The following is a 22,138-nucleotide window of genomic DNA, read 5'->3' on the forward strand; positions in this document are numbered from 1 at the left end:
CGGGGCTTTAACACCACAAGACTTGCACACGGTAAGAATTAGTGAGCGACGATAACGCCTCCCTGAACTGGTTTCGCCACGCGGCACCTTACATCAACGACCTGCGCGGTCGCACTTTAGTAATTGGTATCCCCGGCGACGCTTTAGAGCACGCCAATTTCCGCAACCTAGTGCACGATATGGCGCTGCTTGCCAGCCTTGGGGTTCGCTTGGTTGTTGTGCACGGCGCGCGGGAACAAATTAATCGAGCCCTGGATGAGCGCGGCATTGAAAATCGATTTCACGAGAACCAGCGTATTACCAATCGAGAGACATTGGAGATTGTTAAGTCTGTCGTGGGTAAACTGCGCTTCGATATTGAAGCCGCATTTTCCCAGGGATTGCCAGACTCGCCCATGGCACGTTCGGCCCTCAAGGTAGTCTCGGGCAATTTTGTTACCGCCCGTCCCAGTGGCGTGCTAGATGGCGTGGACCTGGGCTGGACCGGCACCGTGCGACGCATGGACACCAACACTCTGGAGCAAAACCTAGATCAGGGTTCCCTGGTACTCCTTTCTCCCCTGGGCACATCCCTAACCGGGGAGCTTTTCAATATCAATTACCTGGACCTGGCCGCTGAGGCTTCCAGAGTATTGCGCGCCGAGAAACTAGTGCTATTCCGCGAACCTGAGCAACTTCAAGTGGACGGAAATCCGGTACACGAATTGAGTATTTTGCAGGCAGAGCAAGTTTCACCCAAGGTGCAAAGCGCAACCTTGCGCTGCGCCATTCGAGCCTGTAATGCAGGGATCGCCCGTACACATCTACTTAGCTTTTGTAAAAACGGCGCCTTAATTCAGGAGCTATTCCGCCGTGAAGGCGCCGGCACCATGATTTACCGGGACAGCTACGAAGTTGTGCGCAGAGCGCGAATTACCGATGTGGGCGGCATTCTTGGACTGATCCGTCCGTTAGAGAAAGATGGCGTTTTGGTACGGCGCTCCCGCGAGAAGCTCGAGGCGGAAATTGAACACTTCACGCTTGTGGAAGTGGATGGCACTCCAGTTGCCTGTGCAGCTCTGTATCCTATTAAGGATGATAAGGGCACTACCACAGCAGCCGAAGTTGCCTGCCTTGCCAGCCACCCGGAATTTCGCGGTGGCGGGCGTGGAGCCAAGCTGATGCGCCACCTTGAGAGACAGGCGCAAACAGTCCAGGTTGATGAGCTCTACGTCCTCACCACCCAGACAGAGCACTGGTTTATCGAGCAGGGTTTTGAGCAAGTCGGTATCAGTGAGCTGCCTACCGCGCGAAAGTCCCTGTACAACATTCAGCGCAATTCGAGAATCCTGCGTAAACGCCTGGGGAAAAGTCAGTCCACTTAGTCATAGAAATTTGAAATATCTATCCTTATTACTCCTTTGATGGGTAGTTTGGGCGCAAAAACATCCCAGGAAAGTCCGTTTTTTGCTAAGCTGGCGCATTCATTGTTGCCAGCTGGAATCTGTGACTATGCCCCAATACCGCTCCCGCACCTCTACCGCCGGTCGCAATATGGCCGGAGCCCGCGCCTTGTGGCGTGCCACCGGTATGACGGACGAGGACTTCCATAAGCCAATCATTGCCATCGCAAACTCCTTTACCCAGTTTGTCCCCGGACACGTACACCTAAAGGATATGGGTCAGCTTGTCGCAAGGGAGATTGAACGCGCCGGCGGCGTGGCCAAGGAGTTCAATACGATCGCTGTGGATGACGGTATCGCAATGGGTCACGACGGCATGCTCTATAGCCTGCCCAGCCGCGAAATTATCGCTGACTCAGTGGAGTACATGGTCAATGCCCACTGTGCCGACGCCCTGGTTTGTATCTCCAACTGTGACAAGATCACACCGGGAATGATGATGGCAGCCATGCGCCTGAACATTCCAGTTATCTTTGTCTCCGGTGGCCCGATGGAGGCCGGCAAAACCAAACTGGCTGACCACAAGCTCGACTTAGTAGATGCTATGGTGATCGCCGCTACAGATACGGCCTCCGACGAGGAAGTTGCTGAGTATGAGCGCTCTGCCTGCCCGACCTGTGGCTCCTGCTCAGGTATGTTTACAGCGAACTCCATGAACTGCCTGACCGAGGCCCTGGGGCTTTCACTCCCTGGTAACGGCACCATGCTAGCGACTCACGCCGACCGCAAGGAGCTATTCCTCCGCGCTGGCCGCGAGATCGTAACCCTGACCAAACGCTACTATGAGCAGGATGACGAAACTGCCCTGCCGCGCAACATCGCCAACCGTACAGCCTTCCGCAATGCCATGGCACTCGATATCGCCATGGGAGGCTCCACTAATACCATCCTGCACCTGCTGGCAACCGCTCAGGAAGGTGAGATTGACTTCACCCTGGAAGATATCGACAGCCTCTCCCGTGAGGTTCCACAGCTGTGCAAAGTTGCCCCCAATACCGAGAAATACCATATAGAAGATGTACACCGCGCTGGTGGTGTAATGGCTATCCTTGGGGAGTTGGAGGCCGCAGGTCTTATCGACTCCTCGCTGCCAACCGCCTACAGTGGTTCGCTCGCCGATGCCCTTGCGCGCTGGGATATTTGCCGCACGGACGACCAATCTGTACTGGAATTCTATCGCGCGGGCCCCGCAGGCATTCCCACCCAAACAGCTTTCAGCCAGGAATGCCGCTGGTCCACTTTAGATGCAGACCGCCAGCGTGGCTGTATCCGTTCTGCTGAATACGCCTACTCCTCTGAGGGAGGGCTCGCCGTTCTCTTTGGCAACCTGGCCCCCAATGGCTGTGTAGTGAAGACTTCCGGCGTCGATGAGTCGCTGTGGAAGTTCGAAGGCCCCGCCCATGTAGTAGAAAGCCAGGAAGAGGCTGTTTCCAATATCCTCGAAGGGAAGGTCAGTAAAGGGGAGGCTGTTATCGTCCGCTATGAAGGCCCTAAAGGTGGACCTGGAATGCAAGAGATGCTTTACCCCACTAGTTATTTAAAGTCCAAAGGACTCGGTGAGCACTGCGCATTGATTACCGATGGCCGCTTCTCAGGCGGTACTTCAGGCCTCTCTATCGGACATGTTTCACCGGAGGCGGCGTCTGGAGGTAACATCGCTCTCGTGCGCAATGGCGATTTAATACGTATTGATATTCCAGCGAGGAAAATTGAAATCGCTATTAAGGAAAGTGAACTCGATAAGCGACGCCGAGAAATGGAAGAAAATCCTAATGGCTGGACGCCAATCGAAAAGCGCCCTCGTAAAGTCAGCAAAGCACTGAAAGCCTATGCCATGCTTGCCACCAGTGCAGACCGCGGGGCGGTGAGGGAAATTGACTGATTAAAACTGTTCTAAACAAAACGGCCCCAAAGGGCCGTTTTTTTATTCCGCTATTTTGTAACTGATTCGATTGCGTACCCCGTAGCGCTCCACTGGCTGGCCATTCTCCATTTGGGGGCGATACTTAAACCGCTCTGCCGCGGCTACAGCGGAGCGATCAAATACGCTCGTGGGATTACCATTAGAATCATAGCCCCCAACCACACGAGCATCACGTACCGCCCCAGTTTTGGTTACCGTGAATTCTACAACGGCATACCCCTCTACCCCCCTGCGCAGTGCCGCATTGGGGTATCGCGGTTTAGCTTTATAAACTGGTAAAGGGTCGCGCGTTATTTGCACCCCGGTAGAAGTAACAGGAGTGGGCGTACCAATCACTACATTCATCGTAACGGGTGTTACCTCAGTTTCCTCAACCCGCATCGTTGGCTGCTCCAGCACAGCTTGTGGCGGTGTAGGCTCCTCATAAGTTTGGGTAACAATCTCTTTTTTTGGCATATGTACCGGTTTTATCGTAGGCAACAGGCTGAGTTTGGGCTCCTCGATATCAGTAGCTACTAGTTGACTCATCAAAAAGATCAATCCAACTGTGATTGCAGCGGCAAAACCCAGGCTCTTTGTGTAGCCCGCGAGTAAATGTGGGGGGAAAAATAAGGGGTTGGAAATCGACTGGCAAGCTCTGTCCATAACACCTCTCCTATTATTGTTAGGGTGCGATAAGCGGCATTCATATGCCGAAAATGGAAAAGCTGATCAGCTACCATTAATCATTAGCCAATTTACAAAAAAATGCAAATAGTCTGTTTATACAGGTTGTCTCAAAATTTTGTATTGCCGCGAGAAGAGAAAAAAGCATAAAAAAAGCCGCGCATTACTGCGCGGCTTTCAGGGAGCTTAACAATTAACTGGTATTAAATTGCCAATTGTTTTTCACGCTCCTGTTCACCCTCAACAAAAGAGATCCACTGACTAGCGAACTTCTCAGAGCGCTCATCTTTCCGTGCAAGCTTGAGGCTCTTTAGTGCTGCGTCATAACGCTTCAAGTTGGCATTAGCCATACCCATCACGATATGCAGCTGATCAACACGCTTGATCCCGCCTTTTGCCAGGGCTTTTTTACCCATGGAAATGGCTTTCTCATTCTGATCCAGGTCGAGATAAATACCGGCCAAACGAGAATAGATTTCACCTTTGTCAGAAAGCTTGGCTGCCGCTTCCAGCTGGGGAATAGCTTTCTGCAGCTCCTGTGCCATCTGGTAGGCCTGAGCCAGGGTTTCCAGGTTTTTAGCCGTACGCGGGATCTTCTTCTCTTGAATACCCTTGGCAATCACCTTGGCCCCTTTATAAGGCATTTCATGCCCCATAAAGAGATACCCCATATTCAACAGGTCCCTATCCTTTTCCAAAGCTCCGGCAAGGTAAGCTGCTTCCATCATGTGCAGCTGGTCCTTTTCGCGCTTTAACTCGCCATACATCGCCGCCAGGGTGGTGTAATAAACGGGCTTCGGATAGTACTTAACCAGATTTTCGAGAACACCGGCCACTTTCTTGTAATCGGTGCGCTCAAAATAAATGAACTGCTGTATACCGTACCAATTTTCTTTTGGTACTTTGCCCTCTTTTTCGTACATGGATACCGCTATATTGATATCCGCAAGAGCCTTATCCTGGTTGCCAAGCTGATTATAAGCTGTGGCACGCAAAGCGTAGGAGTCAGCAGTGATACGATCGGAAACCTTAAACCACTGGTTCAGGTAGTTAATCGCCTGCTTGTAATCCTCAGTAACGAAATACAGCTGAGCCAGCGTAAACAAAGTGCCTACTTCTAAAGCTACCGGCAGGTTTTTTTCACCCTGGTCCAGCACCTTTTTAAAGTAAGGAATCGCCTCTTTGTAACGCTCAGTGCTGTAGTAAACAACACCGAAGAAGTTGTACATCTGGGCAATTTCATAGCCATTGAAGCGCTTCTTAGCCGCGTCCATTTCTTTCAGCGCTACAAGCGCGGCTGACCAATCCTCTGCATCAGCTGCCTCTTGAGCTTTTTCCAGCTTCTTATACGCAGCTTCGCGCATCGCCGGCACTTTACGAGTTTTTTGCTTACTCGGCTTTTTCTGTTCCTGCGCCTGTGCAGAAGCGAAAGGTGCTGACACACCTACCGCATCCAGCACGGTAACGCTGACCGTCGGTGCCAAAACCAAGGGTAGCGCCACTGATGCGCGCAGAGCGAACTTGGACAAACCTTTCTTGATGGTCGTCAACTTCATAGTGCTTCCCCTTTAGTCCTTAGCCATGTTAAAGCTAATCTTAGTCTTAACATTAGGAACTTCGATCGGCTTGCCATCGACTACCCGCGGCTTGTACTTGTACTTCAACGCGGACTTCAGGGCTGCGCGATTGAAAACCGTTGTGGGCTTGCCGTCCAAAGTGAAGGCTTCAATTACGATCGGATCACGTACTGAACCGTTAGTCGTTACGGTGTACTCAACGATTACGTAGCCTTCTATCCCTCGCTGCTGAGCGCGACGTGGGTATTGTGGCTGTACTTTAACGATCGGCAGGTAGTCACCTTCGCCAAAACTGAAACCTGACAGCTTAACGCCGCCTCCCGCCTTCGGAGCGGAAATGTTGATGTTGCCATCAAGATCCGGCTCTTCAAAATCGGGCTCAGGCATCTCCGGTGGCGGAGTTTCCGGCTCGTCAGGTTTTACCGGCTTAGCGGTGTCGTACTGTGTTTCAATCTTCGTATCAGGCATCACCACATCGGCAACTTTGAAAGTTTCCTTATCCTCAGGAGCTTTCATGTTTGCCGCAATCAGCTGATGCATGGTGAAGATGAGGCCAAAGGTTGTGGCTACCGCCAATGTACCTGCCCCAAGAAGTCTTACCGGATTCATAGCTGTTAACTCTTCTCTGTAGCGACCGAAACTTTCTTGATACCAATCTTCCTGGCTGCTTCTGCAATCAGGGCAATCTTCTCAATACTCGCTCCCTTATCGGGCTGAATTACCAACCACCCTTTCGGGTTTTCCGAGTAGAGACGCTCCAGGACAATTCGTACCTGACGCTCATCAACCTTCTCTTTGGCAATCCAAACCTCGTCACTGTCGTTGATCGCTACCAGGATAGAGGCGGCCTTGAGTTCAGCGGTTGTCGCTTGCGGCTTCTCAACATCAGCACCCGGCTCCTTAATAAAGGTCGCGGTGACGATAAAGAAGATCAGCATGATAAACACCACGTCCAGCATGGGCGTGAGGTCAATTGCGCCGGCTTCTTCTTCTGCCGTATTTTGTCTTTTGCTCATAGCAACTCTCTTAGCGAACTTTTTCAGCGGGAGCTCAGGGAGCCCCCGGCGAAAGTATCTGGCTTGGCTAAACCTTCACAGCAAATAAGTTGGGTTATTCGCCGGTGTGTGCTTAGTGATCCATCGTCAGATGATCTTCGAGCAGCTGGGTTTCACGCTCAGCTTTACGGGCGAGATAAGTGTTGGCAAATACGCCTGACAGAGCCGCAACCATACCCGCCATTGTCGGGATAGTTGCCATGGATACACCACTGGCCATCTGCTTGGCGTCACCACCACCTGTAATCGCGAGAACGTCGAACACGTTGATCATGCCCCAAACCGTACCCAACAGCCCAAACAGAGGGGCCAGGGCGACACAGGCTTGGATCATGTCCATATTGTCCTGAATTTTCTCGGATACCCGGGAAATCATCGCATAACGGATCTGGTGCGAAGCCCAGGATTTGCGCTCACCGCGCCCCTCCCATTGGTCTACCGCACCTTGAACGTCACTTTTCAATCCTTTGTTGAAGTAGAAAACACGTTCAAAAATCAGCGTCCACATAAAGAAGGTCAGGCCGGCGATCAGGAACAGTACTGGCCCGCCCGACGCCATAAAGGCGTTGACGGCGGCCCATGCGTCGATTAATGCGTGCATGTTGCCGCCTCCTCTTATTTGCGCTCGGCGTTTTCTGCCACGATACCAGCGCTCTGTTCTTCAAGAATATGCAGAACACGCTTGGCACGGGCATTCACGATGGTGTGCATCAGTACAGTCGGGATAGCAACACACAGACCGAGAACGGTAGTGATCAGGGCCGAGGAAATACCGCCGGCCATTGCCTTGGGATCGCCCGCACCAAAGATGGTGATCGCCTGGAAGGTTACGATCATACCGGTAACGGTACCCAGCAGACCCAGCAGCGGAGCAACCATGGCGATGATCTTCAGCAGATTGAGGCCGGATTCGATTGCCGGACGCTCTTTCAGTACCGCTTCTTCCATCTTCAACTCGAGAGTTTCGCCGTCTACACCTTTGTTCTCTTCCGCAACAGCCAGTACACGACCCAGCGGGTTATTGGTGTTCGGAGTAGAGGAACGCAGCTGAGCATTCACTTTGGCACCAACACCCGTCAGAACGATCAGGCGGAAGATAGCCAGCAGCATCGCGAATACACCAACAGCAGTGATGATGTAACCAACAATGTCACCCTGGTGCCAACGCTCTACGATGTCCGGGCTGTTGATCATGGCTTTCAGGTAGGAGCCACCGGTAGGACCAGTTGGGTCTACACCGAAGGCACTGAAACCACTGGTAGAAGCCTGCAGAGTTTCAGCCATGCCTTGGAACTTGGCGTCCGGCTGACGGATCAGTTCAGCCATTTTGTAGGCATTGTTCATTTCCAGGTATTTACCATTGGAAACCAGGTTGAAGTTACCTACACGAACAACTTCCTGCTCAGCCTGCTCACCGTTGGGCTTGATCACGGTCGCGTTAAATTTAACGATTTTGCCGGATTCAACAGTCTCACGCTGAATTTCAAACCACAGACGCTCGATCTCTTCGATAGTCGGCAGCTGGGTAGCACTATTCATTTTGGCCAGAAGACCATCGATGAACTCAGTACGGTTAGGGTATTGAGCGGAAACCAGAGAGGAACCGATATTGGCACGCAGGTCAGCAGCAGTAGAGGACATATGGCCAAACAGTTCCTTCAAGGAACCCAGGCGCTGGTCCAGTTGCTGACGCTTCTGATCAACAGCGACTTCCTGCTCCTGGTATTTCTTTTCCAGTTCAGCAGAGCGTTTTTCTTCAGCGGTGCGAGTATTCTTAGCTTGGTTCAGCAGAGCATTCTGGTTCGCCTTCTGACGGCGGAACTCAGCTTCACGCTGCTTGTGTTCTTTGGACTCGGCAACTTTGGATTGCTGAACCATTTTCAGCAGGTCATCCAGGGAAGCAGCCTTCTCTTGAGCAACCGCGGAGAAGCTGATCAGACCAGCTGCTGCCGCTACTAAAACGCGTTTGGCGAAAGAGGTTTTCATTGCGCTGCCTCCGGAGCCGGAATCGGCATGGTCATGATGTCGATAGTGGCCTGCTTCTTAGCAATTTTCAGACCGTTCATGAGAGCGCGGCGGTATTCACCAGCGTCGATCTCAACCCACGCTTTTTGCGCTTTGTCATATGCGAGGGCAATTTCTGCATCTGTAGTCTGAGCTAACAAGGCAATACGGCCGATTTGCAGAACGCTCACCTCGCGCTCCTGACCAGCAACGGTCAGAGTATCGCGGTAAGAGTCGATCTTACGGGCGTATTCCGCTTCGAAGTTGTAAAGTTCCAGTACCTGGCGGAATTTCTCCGCAACACTTACATCGGAACGGTCCATGGTGCTCTTAACACCGTTGAGGTTCGCCATACGCTCTTCGAGCTTGAACGGTGCGTCCAGCTCAATGAACTGCTCCAGACCTTCCAGCATACGCAGGATCAGCGGCTGAATCTGACGTTCAATGACAGTAACGTTGGCAATAGACTCATCCAGCTCATTGATAACTTCGAGCTGATTGGCCAGCTGCTTTTCCAGCTGACGGTTGTATACGCGCAGACCATCGATTTCTTTATTAACCACCTTGAAGTCCTGCAGCAGGCTGCTGGTTTCGTCGGCAATCTTGTCGATGCGTTTTTGCGATGCCTGGGCCGCAGTGGTTTTCTGCTGGCCGACGGCGAGTACGTTATCGAGAGTATCCGCAGTGGCTACGCTGCCGTAGAGCGCGCCGGCAGACAGCGCAGTGGTCAGCGCCACAGCCATGAATCGCTTGGTTTTCATTAGACCCCCCAGTGGGTTCAATATTTCACAACATGGTCGCGATGAGTTAGCTGCCACAACGCGGTGTCCTTTTGTTTTAAAAACATTGGTTAGAAGACAGCTAAGAGCCGCACATTGTAAACAGCCGATTTGATTATTCAAATGCCGATTGCCAGCATCGGCCCGCTTGGGTAGCAAGGTAACACTTGGGTAACATCCCCGGGTTACTTGCACACATTAGCGGCGACGTTCCTTGTGTAAGCTGTTGGAGAATTTAACAGATCGATCAACTTTTGATCAAATTGTTTTTATTTAAATCTGTCATATTGGACTAATGAGTAGTTGTACTCATTCCTGTCCGAGGCCGGGTAACACTCTCGTGCTGATTCGACCCACGAGTCATCCATGTCGGGAAAGTATGCATCCCCGTCGATATTTGCGTCAACTTCGGTGACATATAAGCGGGCAGCCAGCGGCAGTGCCTGGCGGTAAATTTGTGCCCCACCAATGACCATCACTTCAGTGGCGCCGCTGTCTTTAGCGCAGCTTTGGGCCAGGCTCAGGGCTTTATCCAGAGACTGGACCACCTTTACCCCTTCCGCAACCCAGTCAGCATTACGCGTAATGACAATATTGACACGCCCCGGAAGTGGGCGACCAATAGACTCAAAGGTCTTTCGTCCCATTACTACTGGCTTTCCCATAGTGGTCCGCTTAAAAAACTGCAGATCGCCGGAGATTCGCCAGGGGAGTTCATTGTCCTTGCCGATAGCACCATTGCGGGCAACCGCCGCAATCAAAGCAATTGAAACCGTCATTACCGCTCCTTAAACCGCTACAGGTGCCGGAATATGTGGATAGGCCTCGTAACCTTTGAGTTCAAAGTCCTCGAAGCGGAAAGAAAACAGATCTTTCACATCTGGATTCAAGTGCATTTGTGGCAGAGGCAGAGGGTCGCGTTGCAATTGCAGTTCGACCTGCTCCTTATGGTTGGAGTAGAGGTGAGCATCACCAAAGGTGTGGATAAAATCGCCGGGCTTCAAACCGCATACCTGTGCCAGCATAAGGGTCAACAGGCTGTATGAGGCGATATTAAAAGGCACCCCCAGGAAAATATCTGCGCTTCGCTGGTACAGCTGACAGGACAACTTGCCGTCAGCGACATAAAACTGGAACAGGGCGTGGCAGGGAGCCAGGGCCATGCGTCCTTCACGGGCATTATCAGCAGGTGAAACACCTTCATCTGGCAGATCCGCAGGGTTCCAGGCGCTAACCATCAGGCGCCGGGAGTCCGGGCGGGTTTTCAACTGGTGTACCAACTGCTCAATCTGGTCGATCTGGCGGCCATCCGAAGTGGGCCAGGAGCGCCATTGATGGCCATATACAGGGCCCAGATCACCGTCCTCTGTCGCCCACTCATCCCAAATCCGCACCTTATTGTCCTGGAGGTAGCGGATATTGGTATCCCCCTGCAAAAACCACAGAAGTTCGTGAATAATCGAGCGCAAATGGCACTTTTTGGTGGTGATCAGCGGAAAACCCTCCGCCAAATTAAAGCGCATTTGATAGCCAAACACACTGAGAGTACCAGTGCCGGTGCGGTCACCTTTAACGGTGCCGTTATCGCGCACATGGCGCATTAGATCGAGATACTGCTTCATCTACTGCTATGCTCCGCCTTTAACTCGGGAAGACCCTGCTTTCTTACCTTTCTGCTCAGTTCTCCCCTCGGGAAGCGGCTGAGTTTTATAACTCCACACCAGCAATGCGATGCCGGCAATAATCATTGGCAGGCTCAAAAGCTGCCCACGAGTCATCCATCCAAATAAATCAAAACCAATATGCCCATCGGGCTCCCTGACAAACTCCACCAGGAAGCGGAATACACCGTAGAGCGTCACGAACATACCGCCCACCGCGAGTCGAGGGCGCGGCTTACTGGAGAACCACCAGAGCAGCGCAAAGAGAACCAGCCCCTCAAGGAAGGCTTGATACAGCTGGGATGGGTGCCGGACCAGAAGGTCCGGGTCCTTTGGAAAGACCATGCCCCAAGGGCCTTCAGTTTCACGCCCCCAAAGCTCCTGGCCAATAAAATTACCGATCCGCCCAAGCCCAAGACCGATGGGCACCAGAGGAGCAACGAAATCAATTAGAGCCGGGAAGGTTGTACCAATTTTGCGCGCATAGAGTGCCGTGGCCAACATTACCCCTATCAGCCCGCCGTGGAAGCTCATTCCCCCTTCCCACAGCCGGATCAGTGATATCGGGTCTTCGAGCAACTGGGGGAAGTTGTAAAAGAACATATACCCCAAGCGGCCACCGATAACGACACCAATGGCACAGTAGAGAATCAAGTCCTCAACTTCGGATTTAATGACCGGTGACCAGGGTTTGGCACTTCGGCGCAATGCCAACCACCAGGCCGCGACAAAGCCAGCCAAGTACATCAGCCCATACCAGTGCACTTTTAAGGGGCCTATTGCAAAGGCTACCGGGTCAATTTCGGGATAGGTCAGCATGGGGGAATCGCGATTGCTAATAAAGGGCGTATTATGGTCGTAAAGCCCCCCGCTGTGGAAGGGCAGCTTGCCCCTAGGGAAGATCCCCATGTGTCTACTGCTATTCGCCTATCAATGCCACCCGAAATACCCTCTGCTGTTGATCGCCAATCGGGATGAGTTCTATCAACGGCCAACCGCTGCAGCGGCGCGCTGGCCCGGGACCGAGCTAATTGCGGGTAGAGACCTTGAAGCTCAGGGAACCTGGGCCGGCGTTTCCCCCGGTCGGGTCGCGGCTGTAACCAATATCCGGGAACCTGGAACACCTGAACCTGAAGGAGCGCTATCCCGCGGGGAAATACCGCAGAAATTCCTCAGCCAACAAATTAGCCCTGAGCATTTCATCCACTACCTGGAATCCCAGCAGTACCGGGGCTTTAACGCCCTGCTATTTGATATTCAGAATCAAAACACTCTCTTCTGTGCCGGAAACCGGCACAAGCCATTTACGTTTGAACCGGGTATTCACGGTATCTCCAACGGCGCACCGGACGAACCCTGGCCAAAGGTGGAGAGGGGCAAAGCGGGGCTGGCAGAAATAATACCTGCGGCCGACCAGCTGGTAACAATCGAGAGCTTTGTGGAGCCAGCCCTGGCACTACTCAAAGATCGCACCCCCGCGCCGGACCAACAACTCCCCCATACCGGGCTACCACTGGAGATTGAGCGGGCGCTCTCTCCTATATTCATTCAAATTGATGCCGATAGCTCGGCGACAGAACCAATGCTTCGCAATGGAGGTTACGGCACCCGCGCGAGTACCGTGATCACCATCGACCAGAGTGGGTGTGGCCAACTTTGGGAGCAGACTTTTATACAGGGCAATGAAAATGGACCCCTGCGCTACTTCACTACCCAGTCGCCCAATTAAGCGGGCTCAATGCTAATGGCAGAGAAATTGTGCATAACTTTTTGTGCAAGCCTCTGCACCATATTCAAATAAGCCCCAGTAAACACGCCCCTTTTTCACCCACGAGCGAAAAATTTGACGCAAAACTCATCATTCGCAAATCCTTACTCTAAAAAGAATGAAGCGCCAAGCAAATTTTGCATTTATTGCCATACTTACTTTCACAGACTGAAGTTGGTTGAGTTTCGCGCAAGCAGGACACCGACATCAGTCTTAATAAAAGGAAGTCGCGCGGGACGCATGACACGTGCGAGTCACCGATAATATCCCTGAGTATCTGGATGGGCTCGCCACAGGTTGGGAAGGTATGAACGATCTGGCGCCCGGCATTTTCCAAAATATCGCACCGGGCCCCCGCAGAATCGCTGAGGTACCATGTCGTATTTCAACCCCGAGCATCGTAGACGCAAATCTGTACTTCCACTGCTGACACTGGGTAGCCTCTGTGTCTTCATTCTTTATTATGCTTTCGCAGCAAACCAGAAAACCGTGCCCGTTTTACCGGAGAACGCTGTTCGCCCTCATTTAGTACACTGGCTTGAGGAAAACCCCGATGCCTGGCCAGCCCAGGACCCCATTTTCAACCCCGCCGCTGTGCGCAAGATCTACCAGCGTACGGATTACCGCTTGCTTTGGTTCGATAACTACAGCCTAAGTGATAGTGCCAATGACCTGCTGAAACAACTCACAGCTGCCAGCTCCGGCAATCCGAGCAGCATGGTCGACTACCGCTACCACCTGGGATACTTCGATCGCACCCTGCGCGATACGCCTCAACGTCTGCAGATGGCTGCGGTATTGGATATCTTACTGACCGATGCCTTTGTGTCCTATGCGCAAGATACCCAGCTGGACAGGCTAAAGCCCAAAACCCGCCCGCGCCGGGGTGTCACACCGGTTCTGCGGGATAGTGAAGGTTTCCGCTTGGTTGCGACCAGCACAGCTCAACAGCAGGCTTCCAGTGAACCCAGCGGGCGCAAGTACTTCCGCGGATATGATCGCGCAGCCAATCTCGGCAGCAATGTACGCAGCCGCTATTACTCGCGGGAATACAATGCGGATACTTCCGGCAATTACTCAGGACGCAATTATTCCGGTAGCACTCGCACCTATGAGCGCAGTCGATACCGTTCCTACCGGGACAACAATAGTGGCTCGGGTTCTGGCAGTCGTGTTTATTACAACCAGGGGCGGTCAAATACTGCCGCCCCACCGGTGAGATCTGAAAACAGTGAGGGGCCTTACTACGAGGAAAACCGGCCCTATGGCAACGATGTAAGAGCGCTGCGCGGTGAGCTGCAACGACTGCGCAAGATTTCTTCCAGCGGTCGCTGGCGTCCGATCCCCGCGGGTCCTGCCATGACCATGGGTGCACGCCACCCACATGTGGGCCTCCTGCGCAATCTGCTCTCCCTATACGGTGATTACCAGTCTTACTACAGCTACGGCGGCACTGATCGCAATCGCTTCGATCGGGGTCTTCACCAAGCGGTGGTGCGCTTCCAGAAGCGTCACGGCCTGAGGGCAGATGGTATTGTCGGTCGCTCAACTCGCAAACGCCTGAACTTATCCCCAGCTGCGCGCGCCCGCATTGTGGAAATGAATATCAAGCGCCGCGAAGAGTTGCCGGAACAATTGGGTAGCCGCTTTATCCAGGTCAATATTCCCGCGTACCGTCTCAAGTACGTGGAAAACGACCAGGTCAAACTGGCGATGAATGTCGTCGTCGGTAAGAAAAAACACGCAACGCCTGAAATAACCACCCGTGTCAGCAAGGTAGTCTTTAACCCCACTTGGACAGTACCGCGCAGCATCCTGGTGAATGAGATACTCCCCAAAGCTCGTAAAAACCCAGCGGGTATGGAAAAAATGGGATACCGGGTGATTAGCGGTAGGGGTGAAAAACTGCCCCTGACTCCGCAAAACCTATCTGCTGCAGGTGCGGGTTCCTACCTTATGCGCCAAATGGGCGGTGAGGAAAATATATTGGGACGAGTCAAATTTGAAATCCCCAATATTCATGACGTGTACCTGCACGATACGCGCGCGCGCAAACTTTTTTCCCTGACCTCACGGGGCTATAGCCATGGCTGTATCCGCCTGGAAAAACCCCGCCACTTGGCCGAAGCGCTGCTTCGTCCCCAAGGAGATTGGGATCAGTGGCGTATCGATCAATTGACCACAGGAGAGGAAACCACGGAAGTGGATATGTCCCAACTGGTGAAGGTTTATATCACCTACTGGACTGCCTGGGTCGATGGCCAGGGCAACCTGAACTTCCGCCCGGATATTTATGGCAAAGATGGACTGACCGATAATCAATTTTAAAAGAAACCGGGGCGGCTATACGTCGCCCCGGTTATAACCAGGGAATTATTGAGCGTGTTATTCCATTAATTAGCCTTTCTTAAGCAGCGCCATTCCTGAAAATTATTTAAAGACTATCAGTCACAAGTTATCAATGTGAGCACAGTGATAAATCTCACTGATTTCTCAGTGCTTGCAGGGGTGACTTATGGGTGCTGCCAACAATTCACTTTGCGCTTTTTTGCCACGCAACCAACTAACCTCCCTCAGGGCGAGTGCTGCTGCGATTGCCGTAGCAATATCGCTGGGCATTCACTCACCACAAATACTCGCCGAAGCTAAAGATACCGTCGAACCTGACCTGATCGGCAGTCGCGATCCTTTTTTACCTCAGGGCAGGCAATTTTCCCTGCTCAGCGAAGCGTTAGCACGCTATCAAACCCTGGCACAAGGTAATTACTGGAAACCGCTCAGTGCTGGACAACCTATCGCACCGGGCAGCCGCAGTCCCCGGGTTGCGCAATTGAGAAGCCTGTTAATGCTCTATGGTGATCACCATCCCGAAGAGTACGGAGCAGATACTTCTAAAGCAGATGTCTACGACAAAAAATTGCAGCAGGCCGTTAAACGGTTTCAGAAACGTCACGGATTAAAGCAAACGGCACTGGTTGATGAGGGAACCCGGAGTCGACTCAATACCCCGCCAGCTAAAGTTGCCAAAATTCTGGCAGCAAATATTGAACGCTGGAAACAACTCCCCAAGGATTTAGGGCCTCGCTATATCATCGTGAATGTTCCGGAATTTAATTTGCGCCTAATTGAAGGCGATAAAGAGCAATTCCGTATGCGTGTGGTTGTGGGAAAACCAAAACACAAAACACCGCAAATCGCTACCCGTATGACGCGACTGGAATTTAATCCTGTATGGCGTGTCCCGCCCAGTATTGCGCTGCGGGAACTTTTACCCAAGGGCAGTTCCGCCCTCAGGGCAAAAGGTTATCGCCTGATGAATCATCGGGGTAGATCAGTACCATTTACACGTGGAAATGTAGCCGCAGTGCGTCGAGGACAAGTTTCACTGCAACAAAAAGGCGGGCCGGGAAATGCTTTGGGAAGAGTGAAATTTGTTATCCCCAATCGGCAGGCCATTTTTCTCCACGACACAAATAGCAAGCACTTATTTAAAAAATCCCAAAGGGCCTTTAGCCACGGTTGTATTCGCCTGGAAAAACCACTGCAGTTTGCTCGCATGATGTTAGCTCAGCAAAACAAGTGGAGTGATGCCCGTATCAATCGCGCGCTGGGAAGTGGTCGCACCCATGGTGTTGCCCTTAAAAATCCCCTACCGGTTTATATCGCTTACTGGACTGCCTGGATCGATGAAAATGGGCAGCTTCAGTTTCGGCCGGATATCTATAACCGGGATCAGTAATAGGAGGTAGCGGAGTGAAGCGGATAAAGAGCTATAGGGACTACTGAGTTATCAGTATGGCAAATGGCCCATTCCAGCTCGGCATCGCCGCACTGATAAGCCTCGTAATTGCCTCGGCCAGCCCTTTGAATGCTTCATTCACTGGGCAGACCGATGTCATTATTGAGCCAATCAGTTCAACCCAGCAATTGCGCGATACCGCTCAGGCCTACCGAGTGTTAGCGAAAAACTGGCGACCGATTGCCCAGGGGAAAACTTTACAGCCCGGAGACAAAGGCCCTCGTGTCCTGCAACTACGTAACTTGCTGGCAATTTATAAGGATTATCACGGTCAACCCGGGCCGCTTTCCGCCCCACAAAAAGACCCCCGAAGATTTGACAGTGCGCTCCAAGCTGCAGTGGAGCGCTTTCAGGAGCGTCACGGACTGAACGTTACAGGCATCGCCGATGAAGACACACTTGCAGCCTTGGCCGTATCTCCAATAGAGCGCGCTCAGCAAATGGAATTGAATGCATCCCGATGGGAGAAACTAAAGCTCCCTGAGGATGATCGCTACGTAATCGTTAATGTGCCTGACTATCGCTTACAGCTTATCGAAGATGGTTCAGTTGCTCTCGATATGAAAACCGTCGTGGGAAAAAGCAGCACGCGCACACCGGATATGCGCACACGAATAACCAATATTGTTTTCAGCCCAACTTGGACTGTCCCCCGAAGTATTCTTGTCACCGAGCTTTTGCCCAAGGCACGACACAACCCAACAGCCATGCACAAGCGAGGTTATCGAGTGGTGCAATATCGCAGCGGTAAATCGTCCCCTATTACAGAGGAGACTATTGCCAAGGCAGCCGGTGGGCACGCTACTTTGAGGCAATTGAGTGGCCCTGAGAATACTCTGGGAAAAGTGAAATTTGTTATCCCCAATAAGCAGGCTATTTTTCTCCATGACACCCAGGCTCAAAGCCTGTTTAAACTTCGCCAGCGAGCATTAAGTCACGGATGCGTAAGGCTACAAGCACCAGAAGAATTAGCTTATTTTCTTCTCCGTGACCAGGGGTGGGACAGAACCCGGGTAGCGCAGGCAGCCAATGGGCACGATGCTCTGAATGTAAAGGTTAAGGGATCACCCCGTATTTACATCGTTTATATGACCGCCTGGATAGATAGGGATGGGCGCCCCCAATTCCGCCCTGATATTTATCATCGTGACAAAGAGCTGCCTTATCCAAATTAGGGAGCTTATCGGCAAGTAAAAAATATTAAGTATCGCTAAATGATTTTGTCTGCTCTCATTTTCGCTGAAATCGGACTGTAACGCTAAAGCTCCCCAGGAAATAGAACTTGAAAGACACCGGTCAAAATAACCTCCTAAGCAAGTTTTATTTAATTTTTCAAAGCACTACTCACATTCCTCTTTAAACCCAGGCTTTGGTTTGGAGACTACATCCTTGTCATCACAAAATTAGAGCTTTGCCATATTCACAACTGTGGTAGCAATACTGGCCGGATCTTATTTTTCCAGGTTTCTTTTTATCGTCCGCTGCTAATGGCAGACTCCAGGAAGTTGAGATCAATACGCCCCCCATATATAGGGCGGTCCTGGATGCCGGATAACCTAAACAGCTGTATGTCCGGAGAAATACTACGCTGGCAGAGCCCAATCTGCATGTATATACATGTACATACAAATTCTTATCTTCTATATATCTAGGTTGTCCTCTGTATATAAATGGGTAAACCAGCCACTAATAAAGAAGGCTATCGAGCTCATGACCGAAGAGGTGATCGGATAGCTCCCAAGTACACTGACGAAACCGCCCGATAAAACTTATAAGTCGCAGAAAAATAATTTTTTAGCGATTAGCGTGCAATGACAACGCTGTCTCCACCCTATTCAGCACTATCGACTAATCAGCAATAAAAATTCCGGCTTCAAGTAGCAGAAAAGAAAAAATATACCACCCAGGCTATCTAATTATTTCTGAATTAGCAGCTTCAGGTTTGTAACAACTGGTTATTTTTTGTACATTTTCCGCCGTACCCGGTTGCGCCAACTAAGGCAAACCGACGAGAGATTTAACGACGAGGCGGAATTATGAAGAATCCATCCAGACGTCGATTCCTGGCAGTGACCTGCGCAACTGCGGCGGCCGTCAGCGCCGGACCGACTTTCGCAAAAGTAGGTAGCTCCCGCACCCTGAAAATGCGCAACCTGCACACTGGGGAGAAGCTGGAGGCCGCCTACTGGACCAACGGAGATTACAGCAGCGGAGGCCTGAAGCAGTTCAACAAATTGCTTCGTGACCACCGCGCCAACGAAGTGACCCGAATGGACCCCAAGCTTCTAGATATCGTCTACAAGCTGAAGGAGAAGTTCAATTACAACGGCACCATTGAGATTATCTCTGGATACCGTTCACCTAAAACCAATGCCAAGCTTCGTGCAGCTGGCCGAGGCGTAGCGAAACGCAGTTACCACACACGTGGTATGGCCTTGGATATCCGTATGCCGGGAGTGTCCCTGTCAAAGTTGCGCCAGGCAGCACTCAACCTGAAAGCGGGCGGTGTCGGATACTACCCGAAAAGTAACTTCGTACACGTGGATACTGGCCCTGTACGTCGCTGGTAATCCCCACCCAACAGATACAAAAAACCCGGCAGTCGCCGGGTTTTTTGTTATGCCTGTGAGAGCAAGATTTATTCGCCATCAACCGGTAAGCTAACCGGCATCACATCCTGATCGGATACTGGCACTTGGGTAGTACCTGCCATCAACCCGGCGATACGCTCGAGAAGTTTGCGTGCCTGCGCCAATTGGGTCAGCTCCGCCAGTTCAATCGGGTCTTCCATTTGCAACAACAAGCTCTCGAAATCCACAAAAGCTTGCTCTAAAGCCGTCACCTGATGTCGATCCAGCAACAGCTCTGCCAAGCCGCCCCCACCAGTGGGAATCCAGTTTGACTGGAGAGTTGCCATAATTGCCAATATCGCCTGCTTTGAATCGGCAGCACGGCTACTTTCCACATCGCTCTCGGAACTCTCCGGCAACCTGCGCAACAGCTGCTCATCAATCACCCGGGTGTGCGATGCACGGATTTGCTGCAATCGGGCAACCGGTCCAAGGGATAGATAGGGCCGCGACAGGCTGTTGGCTGCCGTCGGCCAACGGCGGGCCAAGCCTGCCATATCCTCTTCCACACCTTTAACGATCAAGCGGGTTAGTTCACGGCGCCGATTGACGGCCAGGGCCTCGGGTTTTTCCCCATCGGACTTAGCCAAAAACTGCTCCGCAACCCGCTCGCTGGTGGGCCCCCAGAGCATAATTTCCAGGGCGTGAAAACCGGTGCTGGCCTCTTCATGTGCCGTCAGGCGGTGCTGCTTGCGCAGGTTCGTTAAGGTCAGATCAATGGCCGTATCGTTAACGATACCGCTCTCAGAATAACCCGGCACTGTATCCAGGTAGCCCGCCTGGGCCGGCCAACTATCTACTGATAACAGTAATTTTCTACCCTGGCTGCGCAACTCTCCCGAAGAAAAAGCCAACTGGATATAAGGCAGTGCAGCAGCAAATTCCCTGTGGGCATCCAGCCAGGCAAGCCTGGCATTTTCCAGCTTATTTTCATTCGGCTGAGCCAGGAGACCATCCACTTCACGCTGCAACGTTTCAACAGCGGCATGGGCGTGGATAACCTGGGCCTCACCCGCCTGCCAAATTGCAAGGGATAATTCGGTCGCAGCCTTTTCATTCACAGGTTGCGGCGCAATACTTTGTTGCGATACCTGCTGCGGTTTTTCTACCGCTTTTTGTTCACAGGCAGAAAGTCCGGCCAGGGCCCCGATTAAAACAGCCAGGGCCCGGTACTGGATAATAGATCCGTTCACTCAATTCCCCATCTTGTGCATTTCACAAATACTGGCAAGCACCTACTCACTCTCTTCCCGCAAACTGATCACCGGCCAGCCGCGAGCCTCAGCTTCTGCGCGCAGGCGATCATCCGGGTCCACCGCAATTGGGTGCTCAACTTCGCCCAGTAAGGGCAGATCATTGATGGAGTCACTGTAGAACCACTTTTCACTGTTGGCGTATTCCGGGTTGTGGGCCAGCCATTGGCGCAACCGGACAACTTTTCCCCCCTGGTAACAGGGTTCACCAACGACCTTTCCGGTGAACCGCCCCTCATCCTCCTCTGGCTCAGTGGCCAGCAGGGTATCGACACCGAGGCGCGAGGCAATAGGCTCAACCACAAAGCGATTGGTCGCAGTGATAATCATGATGTGGTGGCCTTTGCGGCGGTGCTCGCCGATCAGCTCCTGGGCCCGAGGCAGCCACAATTCACTGATAACTTCCTGCATAAACTCGCTTTGCAAGTTATCCAATTGACCACGGGAAAGCTGAGCCAGGGGCTCCAAGGCAAATTCCAGGTAGGCAAAAATATCCAATTCACCGCGCTGGTAATCTTGATAAAAGCGATCGTTAGCCGAGCGGTAACGGGTCCCGTCGACATGTTCACGCTCCACCAGAAATTCGCCCCAGGCATGATCGCTATCACCACCTATCAGCGTGTTATCCAGATCAAAGATTGCCAAGTGCACCGTCGACTCTCCCATAACTATAGGTTCCCCATAAGCATTTGACCGCCAGGAAGCCGGAAACGTCCCCTGCGCGGCCGCTAATTTTACCTTGCGCCGCACGACAGCACACGGACTGCGTCACTGAATTGCTGTAAACCCCCCGCTGTGGAACAATGCAGAACAAGTAAGTGCAGCGCACGGCCGCACACAACAGTATTGAGGATGGTATTTTGGGCGACGGCAAGCCGGCACAGGCCGGACGAAAGAACCGCCGTAAGCCCGCCAAGCATTCGAATCGCAATGATAAAGCCCCGGCCGGTAACAAGAACCGGGGCACGAGTGGCGAGAGCAGCAGCAATATCGATGCCGAGGGGTTCCGCCCCAATGTCGGTATTATCGTGCTCAACGCCCGCGGTCAGGCACTGTGGGCGCGGCGGGTAGGTGGCAAGGACGCCTGGCAATTTCCCCAGGGTGGTATTAATCCGGGCGAAACCCCTGAACAGGCGCTATATAGGGAACTATACGAGGAAGTAGGCCTTACTCGCGATCAAGTCAGTATGATTGCCTGTACTCGAGGCTGGCTGCGTTATCGCCTGCCTCAAAGGCTGATTCGACGTCGCTCCGAACCACTGTGCATCGGGCAAAAGCAAAAGTGGTACCTGCTGAGGCTCGAGGCAGAAGAGGCCTCTATCAGCTTCGACAATGGTTACAAACCTGAATTCGACCACTGGCGCTGGGTAAGCTACTGGCATCCACTGAGTAAGGTGGTGACCTTTAAGCGTGAAGTATACCGGCGCGCACTAACCGAGCTGGCCCCACAACAAATACAGCTGGAGAGACGCTGGCTGCGCGGACAGGAAAGCTGACCGCATAGGGTAGTTAGCAGCGAATCTTCACAAAATGGCCCCGATCAGCATCGAAATTCTACTTTCCGGGGCCATCGAATTTCT

General features: G+C 52.3%; 20 protein-coding genes. 8 read left to right on the top strand and 12 right to left on the bottom strand.

Annotated features, from left to right (window positions below; genetic code table 11):
- Positions 1-41: 41 nt before the first annotated feature.
- Together argA and ilvD are read left to right on the top strand one after the other, a co-directional pair.
- The gene (argA, locus tag ACJJIM_RS18125) at positions 42-1,364 is read left to right on the top strand and encodes an amino-acid N-acetyltransferase (protein WP_413663566.1); all 1,323 of its coding nucleotides are present in this window, start codon (positions 42-44) and stop codon (positions 1,362-1,364) included.
- Positions 1,365-1,491: 127 nt separating this feature from the next.
- Entirely contained in the window at positions 1,492-3,324 is a 1,833-nt protein-coding gene (gene ilvD / locus ACJJIM_RS18130; RefSeq protein WP_444911654.1) for a dihydroxy-acid dehydratase, read from the top strand.
- Positions 3,325-3,366: 42 nt separating this feature from the next.
- Here ilvD and ACJJIM_RS18135 read toward each other — a convergent pair whose 3' ends face one another.
- The 10 genes from ACJJIM_RS18135 to lgt form a co-directional block, all read right to left on the bottom strand.
- The gene (locus tag ACJJIM_RS18135) at positions 3,367-4,011 is read right to left on the bottom strand and encodes an energy transducer TonB (protein ID WP_444911655.1); all 645 of its coding nucleotides are present in this window, start codon (positions 4,009-4,011) and stop codon (positions 3,367-3,369) included.
- 224 nt (positions 4,012-4,235) lie between these two features.
- Positions 4,236-5,588 carry a tetratricopeptide repeat protein gene (locus ACJJIM_RS18140; protein ID WP_444911656.1) on the bottom strand — a complete coding sequence of 451 codons (1,353 nt, stop codon included), beginning with the start codon at positions 5,586-5,588 and terminating at the stop codon, positions 4,236-4,238.
- 12 nt (positions 5,589-5,600) lie between these two features.
- Complete coding sequence (locus ACJJIM_RS18145; protein WP_444911657.1) at positions 5,601-6,218, bottom strand: energy transducer TonB; 618 nt, start codon at positions 6,216-6,218, stop codon at positions 5,601-5,603.
- A gap of 5 nt (positions 6,219-6,223) precedes the next feature.
- The gene (locus ACJJIM_RS18150; protein WP_413663571.1) at positions 6,224-6,625 is read right to left on the bottom strand and encodes an ExbD/TolR family protein; all 402 of its coding nucleotides are present in this window, start codon (positions 6,623-6,625) and stop codon (positions 6,224-6,226) included.
- A gap of 112 nt (positions 6,626-6,737) precedes the next feature.
- On the bottom strand, positions 6,738-7,265 hold the full coding sequence (locus tag ACJJIM_RS18155) for a MotA/TolQ/ExbB proton channel family protein (RefSeq protein ID WP_108734755.1): 528 nt from the start codon (positions 7,263-7,265) through the stop codon (positions 6,738-6,740).
- Between the two features lie 14 nt (positions 7,266-7,279).
- Entirely contained in the window at positions 7,280-8,650 is a 1,371-nt protein-coding gene (locus tag ACJJIM_RS18160) for a MotA/TolQ/ExbB proton channel family protein (protein WP_444911658.1), read from the bottom strand.
- Positions 8,647-9,429: a DUF3450 domain-containing protein gene (locus ACJJIM_RS18165; protein ID WP_413663573.1), complete on the bottom strand. Its 783-nt coding sequence runs from the start codon at positions 9,427-9,429 to the stop codon at positions 8,647-8,649. Before ACJJIM_RS18165 ends, ACJJIM_RS18160 begins: the two co-directional genes overlap by 4 nt.
- A 287-nt stretch (positions 9,430-9,716) precedes the next feature.
- Positions 9,717-10,226 carry a dihydrofolate reductase gene (locus ACJJIM_RS18170; protein WP_413663574.1) on the bottom strand — a complete coding sequence of 170 codons (510 nt, stop codon included), beginning with the start codon at positions 10,224-10,226 and terminating at the stop codon, positions 9,717-9,719.
- A gap of 9 nt (positions 10,227-10,235) precedes the next feature.
- The gene (locus tag ACJJIM_RS18175) at positions 10,236-11,069 is read right to left on the bottom strand and encodes a thymidylate synthase (protein ID WP_413663575.1); all 834 of its coding nucleotides are present in this window, start codon (positions 11,067-11,069) and stop codon (positions 10,236-10,238) included.
- Positions 11,070-11,075: 6 nt separating this feature from the next.
- Positions 11,076-11,927 carry a prolipoprotein diacylglyceryl transferase gene (gene lgt, locus ACJJIM_RS18180; protein ID WP_413665894.1) on the bottom strand — a complete coding sequence of 284 codons (852 nt, stop codon included), beginning with the start codon at positions 11,925-11,927 and terminating at the stop codon, positions 11,076-11,078.
- 88 nt (positions 11,928-12,015) lie between these two features.
- Here lgt and ACJJIM_RS18185 point away from each other — a divergent pair, with 88 nt between their 5' ends.
- From ACJJIM_RS18185 to ACJJIM_RS18205, 5 genes are all read left to right on the top strand, one after another.
- Complete coding sequence (locus ACJJIM_RS18185) at positions 12,016-12,837, top strand: NRDE family protein (RefSeq protein ID WP_444911659.1); 822 nt, start codon at positions 12,016-12,018, stop codon at positions 12,835-12,837.
- Between the two features lie 414 nt (positions 12,838-13,251).
- Positions 13,252-15,204: a L,D-transpeptidase family protein gene (locus tag ACJJIM_RS18190; protein ID WP_413663577.1), complete on the top strand. Its 1,953-nt coding sequence runs from the start codon at positions 13,252-13,254 to the stop codon at positions 15,202-15,204.
- Between the two features lie 187 nt (positions 15,205-15,391).
- Entirely contained in the window at positions 15,392-16,615 is a 1,224-nt protein-coding gene (locus ACJJIM_RS18195) for a L,D-transpeptidase family protein (protein WP_413663578.1), read from the top strand.
- Positions 16,616-16,671: 56 nt separating this feature from the next.
- Positions 16,672-17,850, top strand: a complete 1,179-nt coding sequence (locus ACJJIM_RS18200) for a L,D-transpeptidase family protein (RefSeq protein ID WP_444911660.1) — start codon at positions 16,672-16,674, stop codon at positions 17,848-17,850.
- Positions 17,851-18,711: 861 nt separating this feature from the next.
- The gene (locus ACJJIM_RS18205) at positions 18,712-19,245 is read left to right on the top strand and encodes a DUF882 domain-containing protein (RefSeq protein WP_282930973.1); all 534 of its coding nucleotides are present in this window, start codon (positions 18,712-18,714) and stop codon (positions 19,243-19,245) included.
- Positions 19,246-19,313: 68 nt separating this feature from the next.
- Here the strand turns inward: ACJJIM_RS18205 and ACJJIM_RS18210 are convergent, their stop codons facing one another.
- Entirely contained in the window at positions 19,314-20,498 is a 1,185-nt protein-coding gene (locus ACJJIM_RS18210) for an imelysin family protein (protein ID WP_413663580.1), read from the bottom strand.
- Between the two features lie 42 nt (positions 20,499-20,540).
- Positions 20,541-21,209, bottom strand: coding sequence for an HAD family hydrolase (locus ACJJIM_RS18215; RefSeq protein WP_413665895.1), 669 nt, complete (start codon positions 21,207-21,209; stop codon positions 20,541-20,543).
- Between the two features lie 338 nt (positions 21,210-21,547).
- Between ACJJIM_RS18215 and ACJJIM_RS18220 the strand changes: the two genes are divergently transcribed.
- Positions 21,548-22,054 carry an RNA pyrophosphohydrolase gene (locus tag ACJJIM_RS18220; protein WP_413665896.1) on the top strand — a complete coding sequence of 169 codons (507 nt, stop codon included), beginning with the start codon at positions 21,548-21,550 and terminating at the stop codon, positions 22,052-22,054.
- Positions 22,055-22,138: the final 84 nt, after the last annotated feature.

This window comes from Microbulbifer maximicatervae (SeqCode) (genome assembly GCF_052467615.1).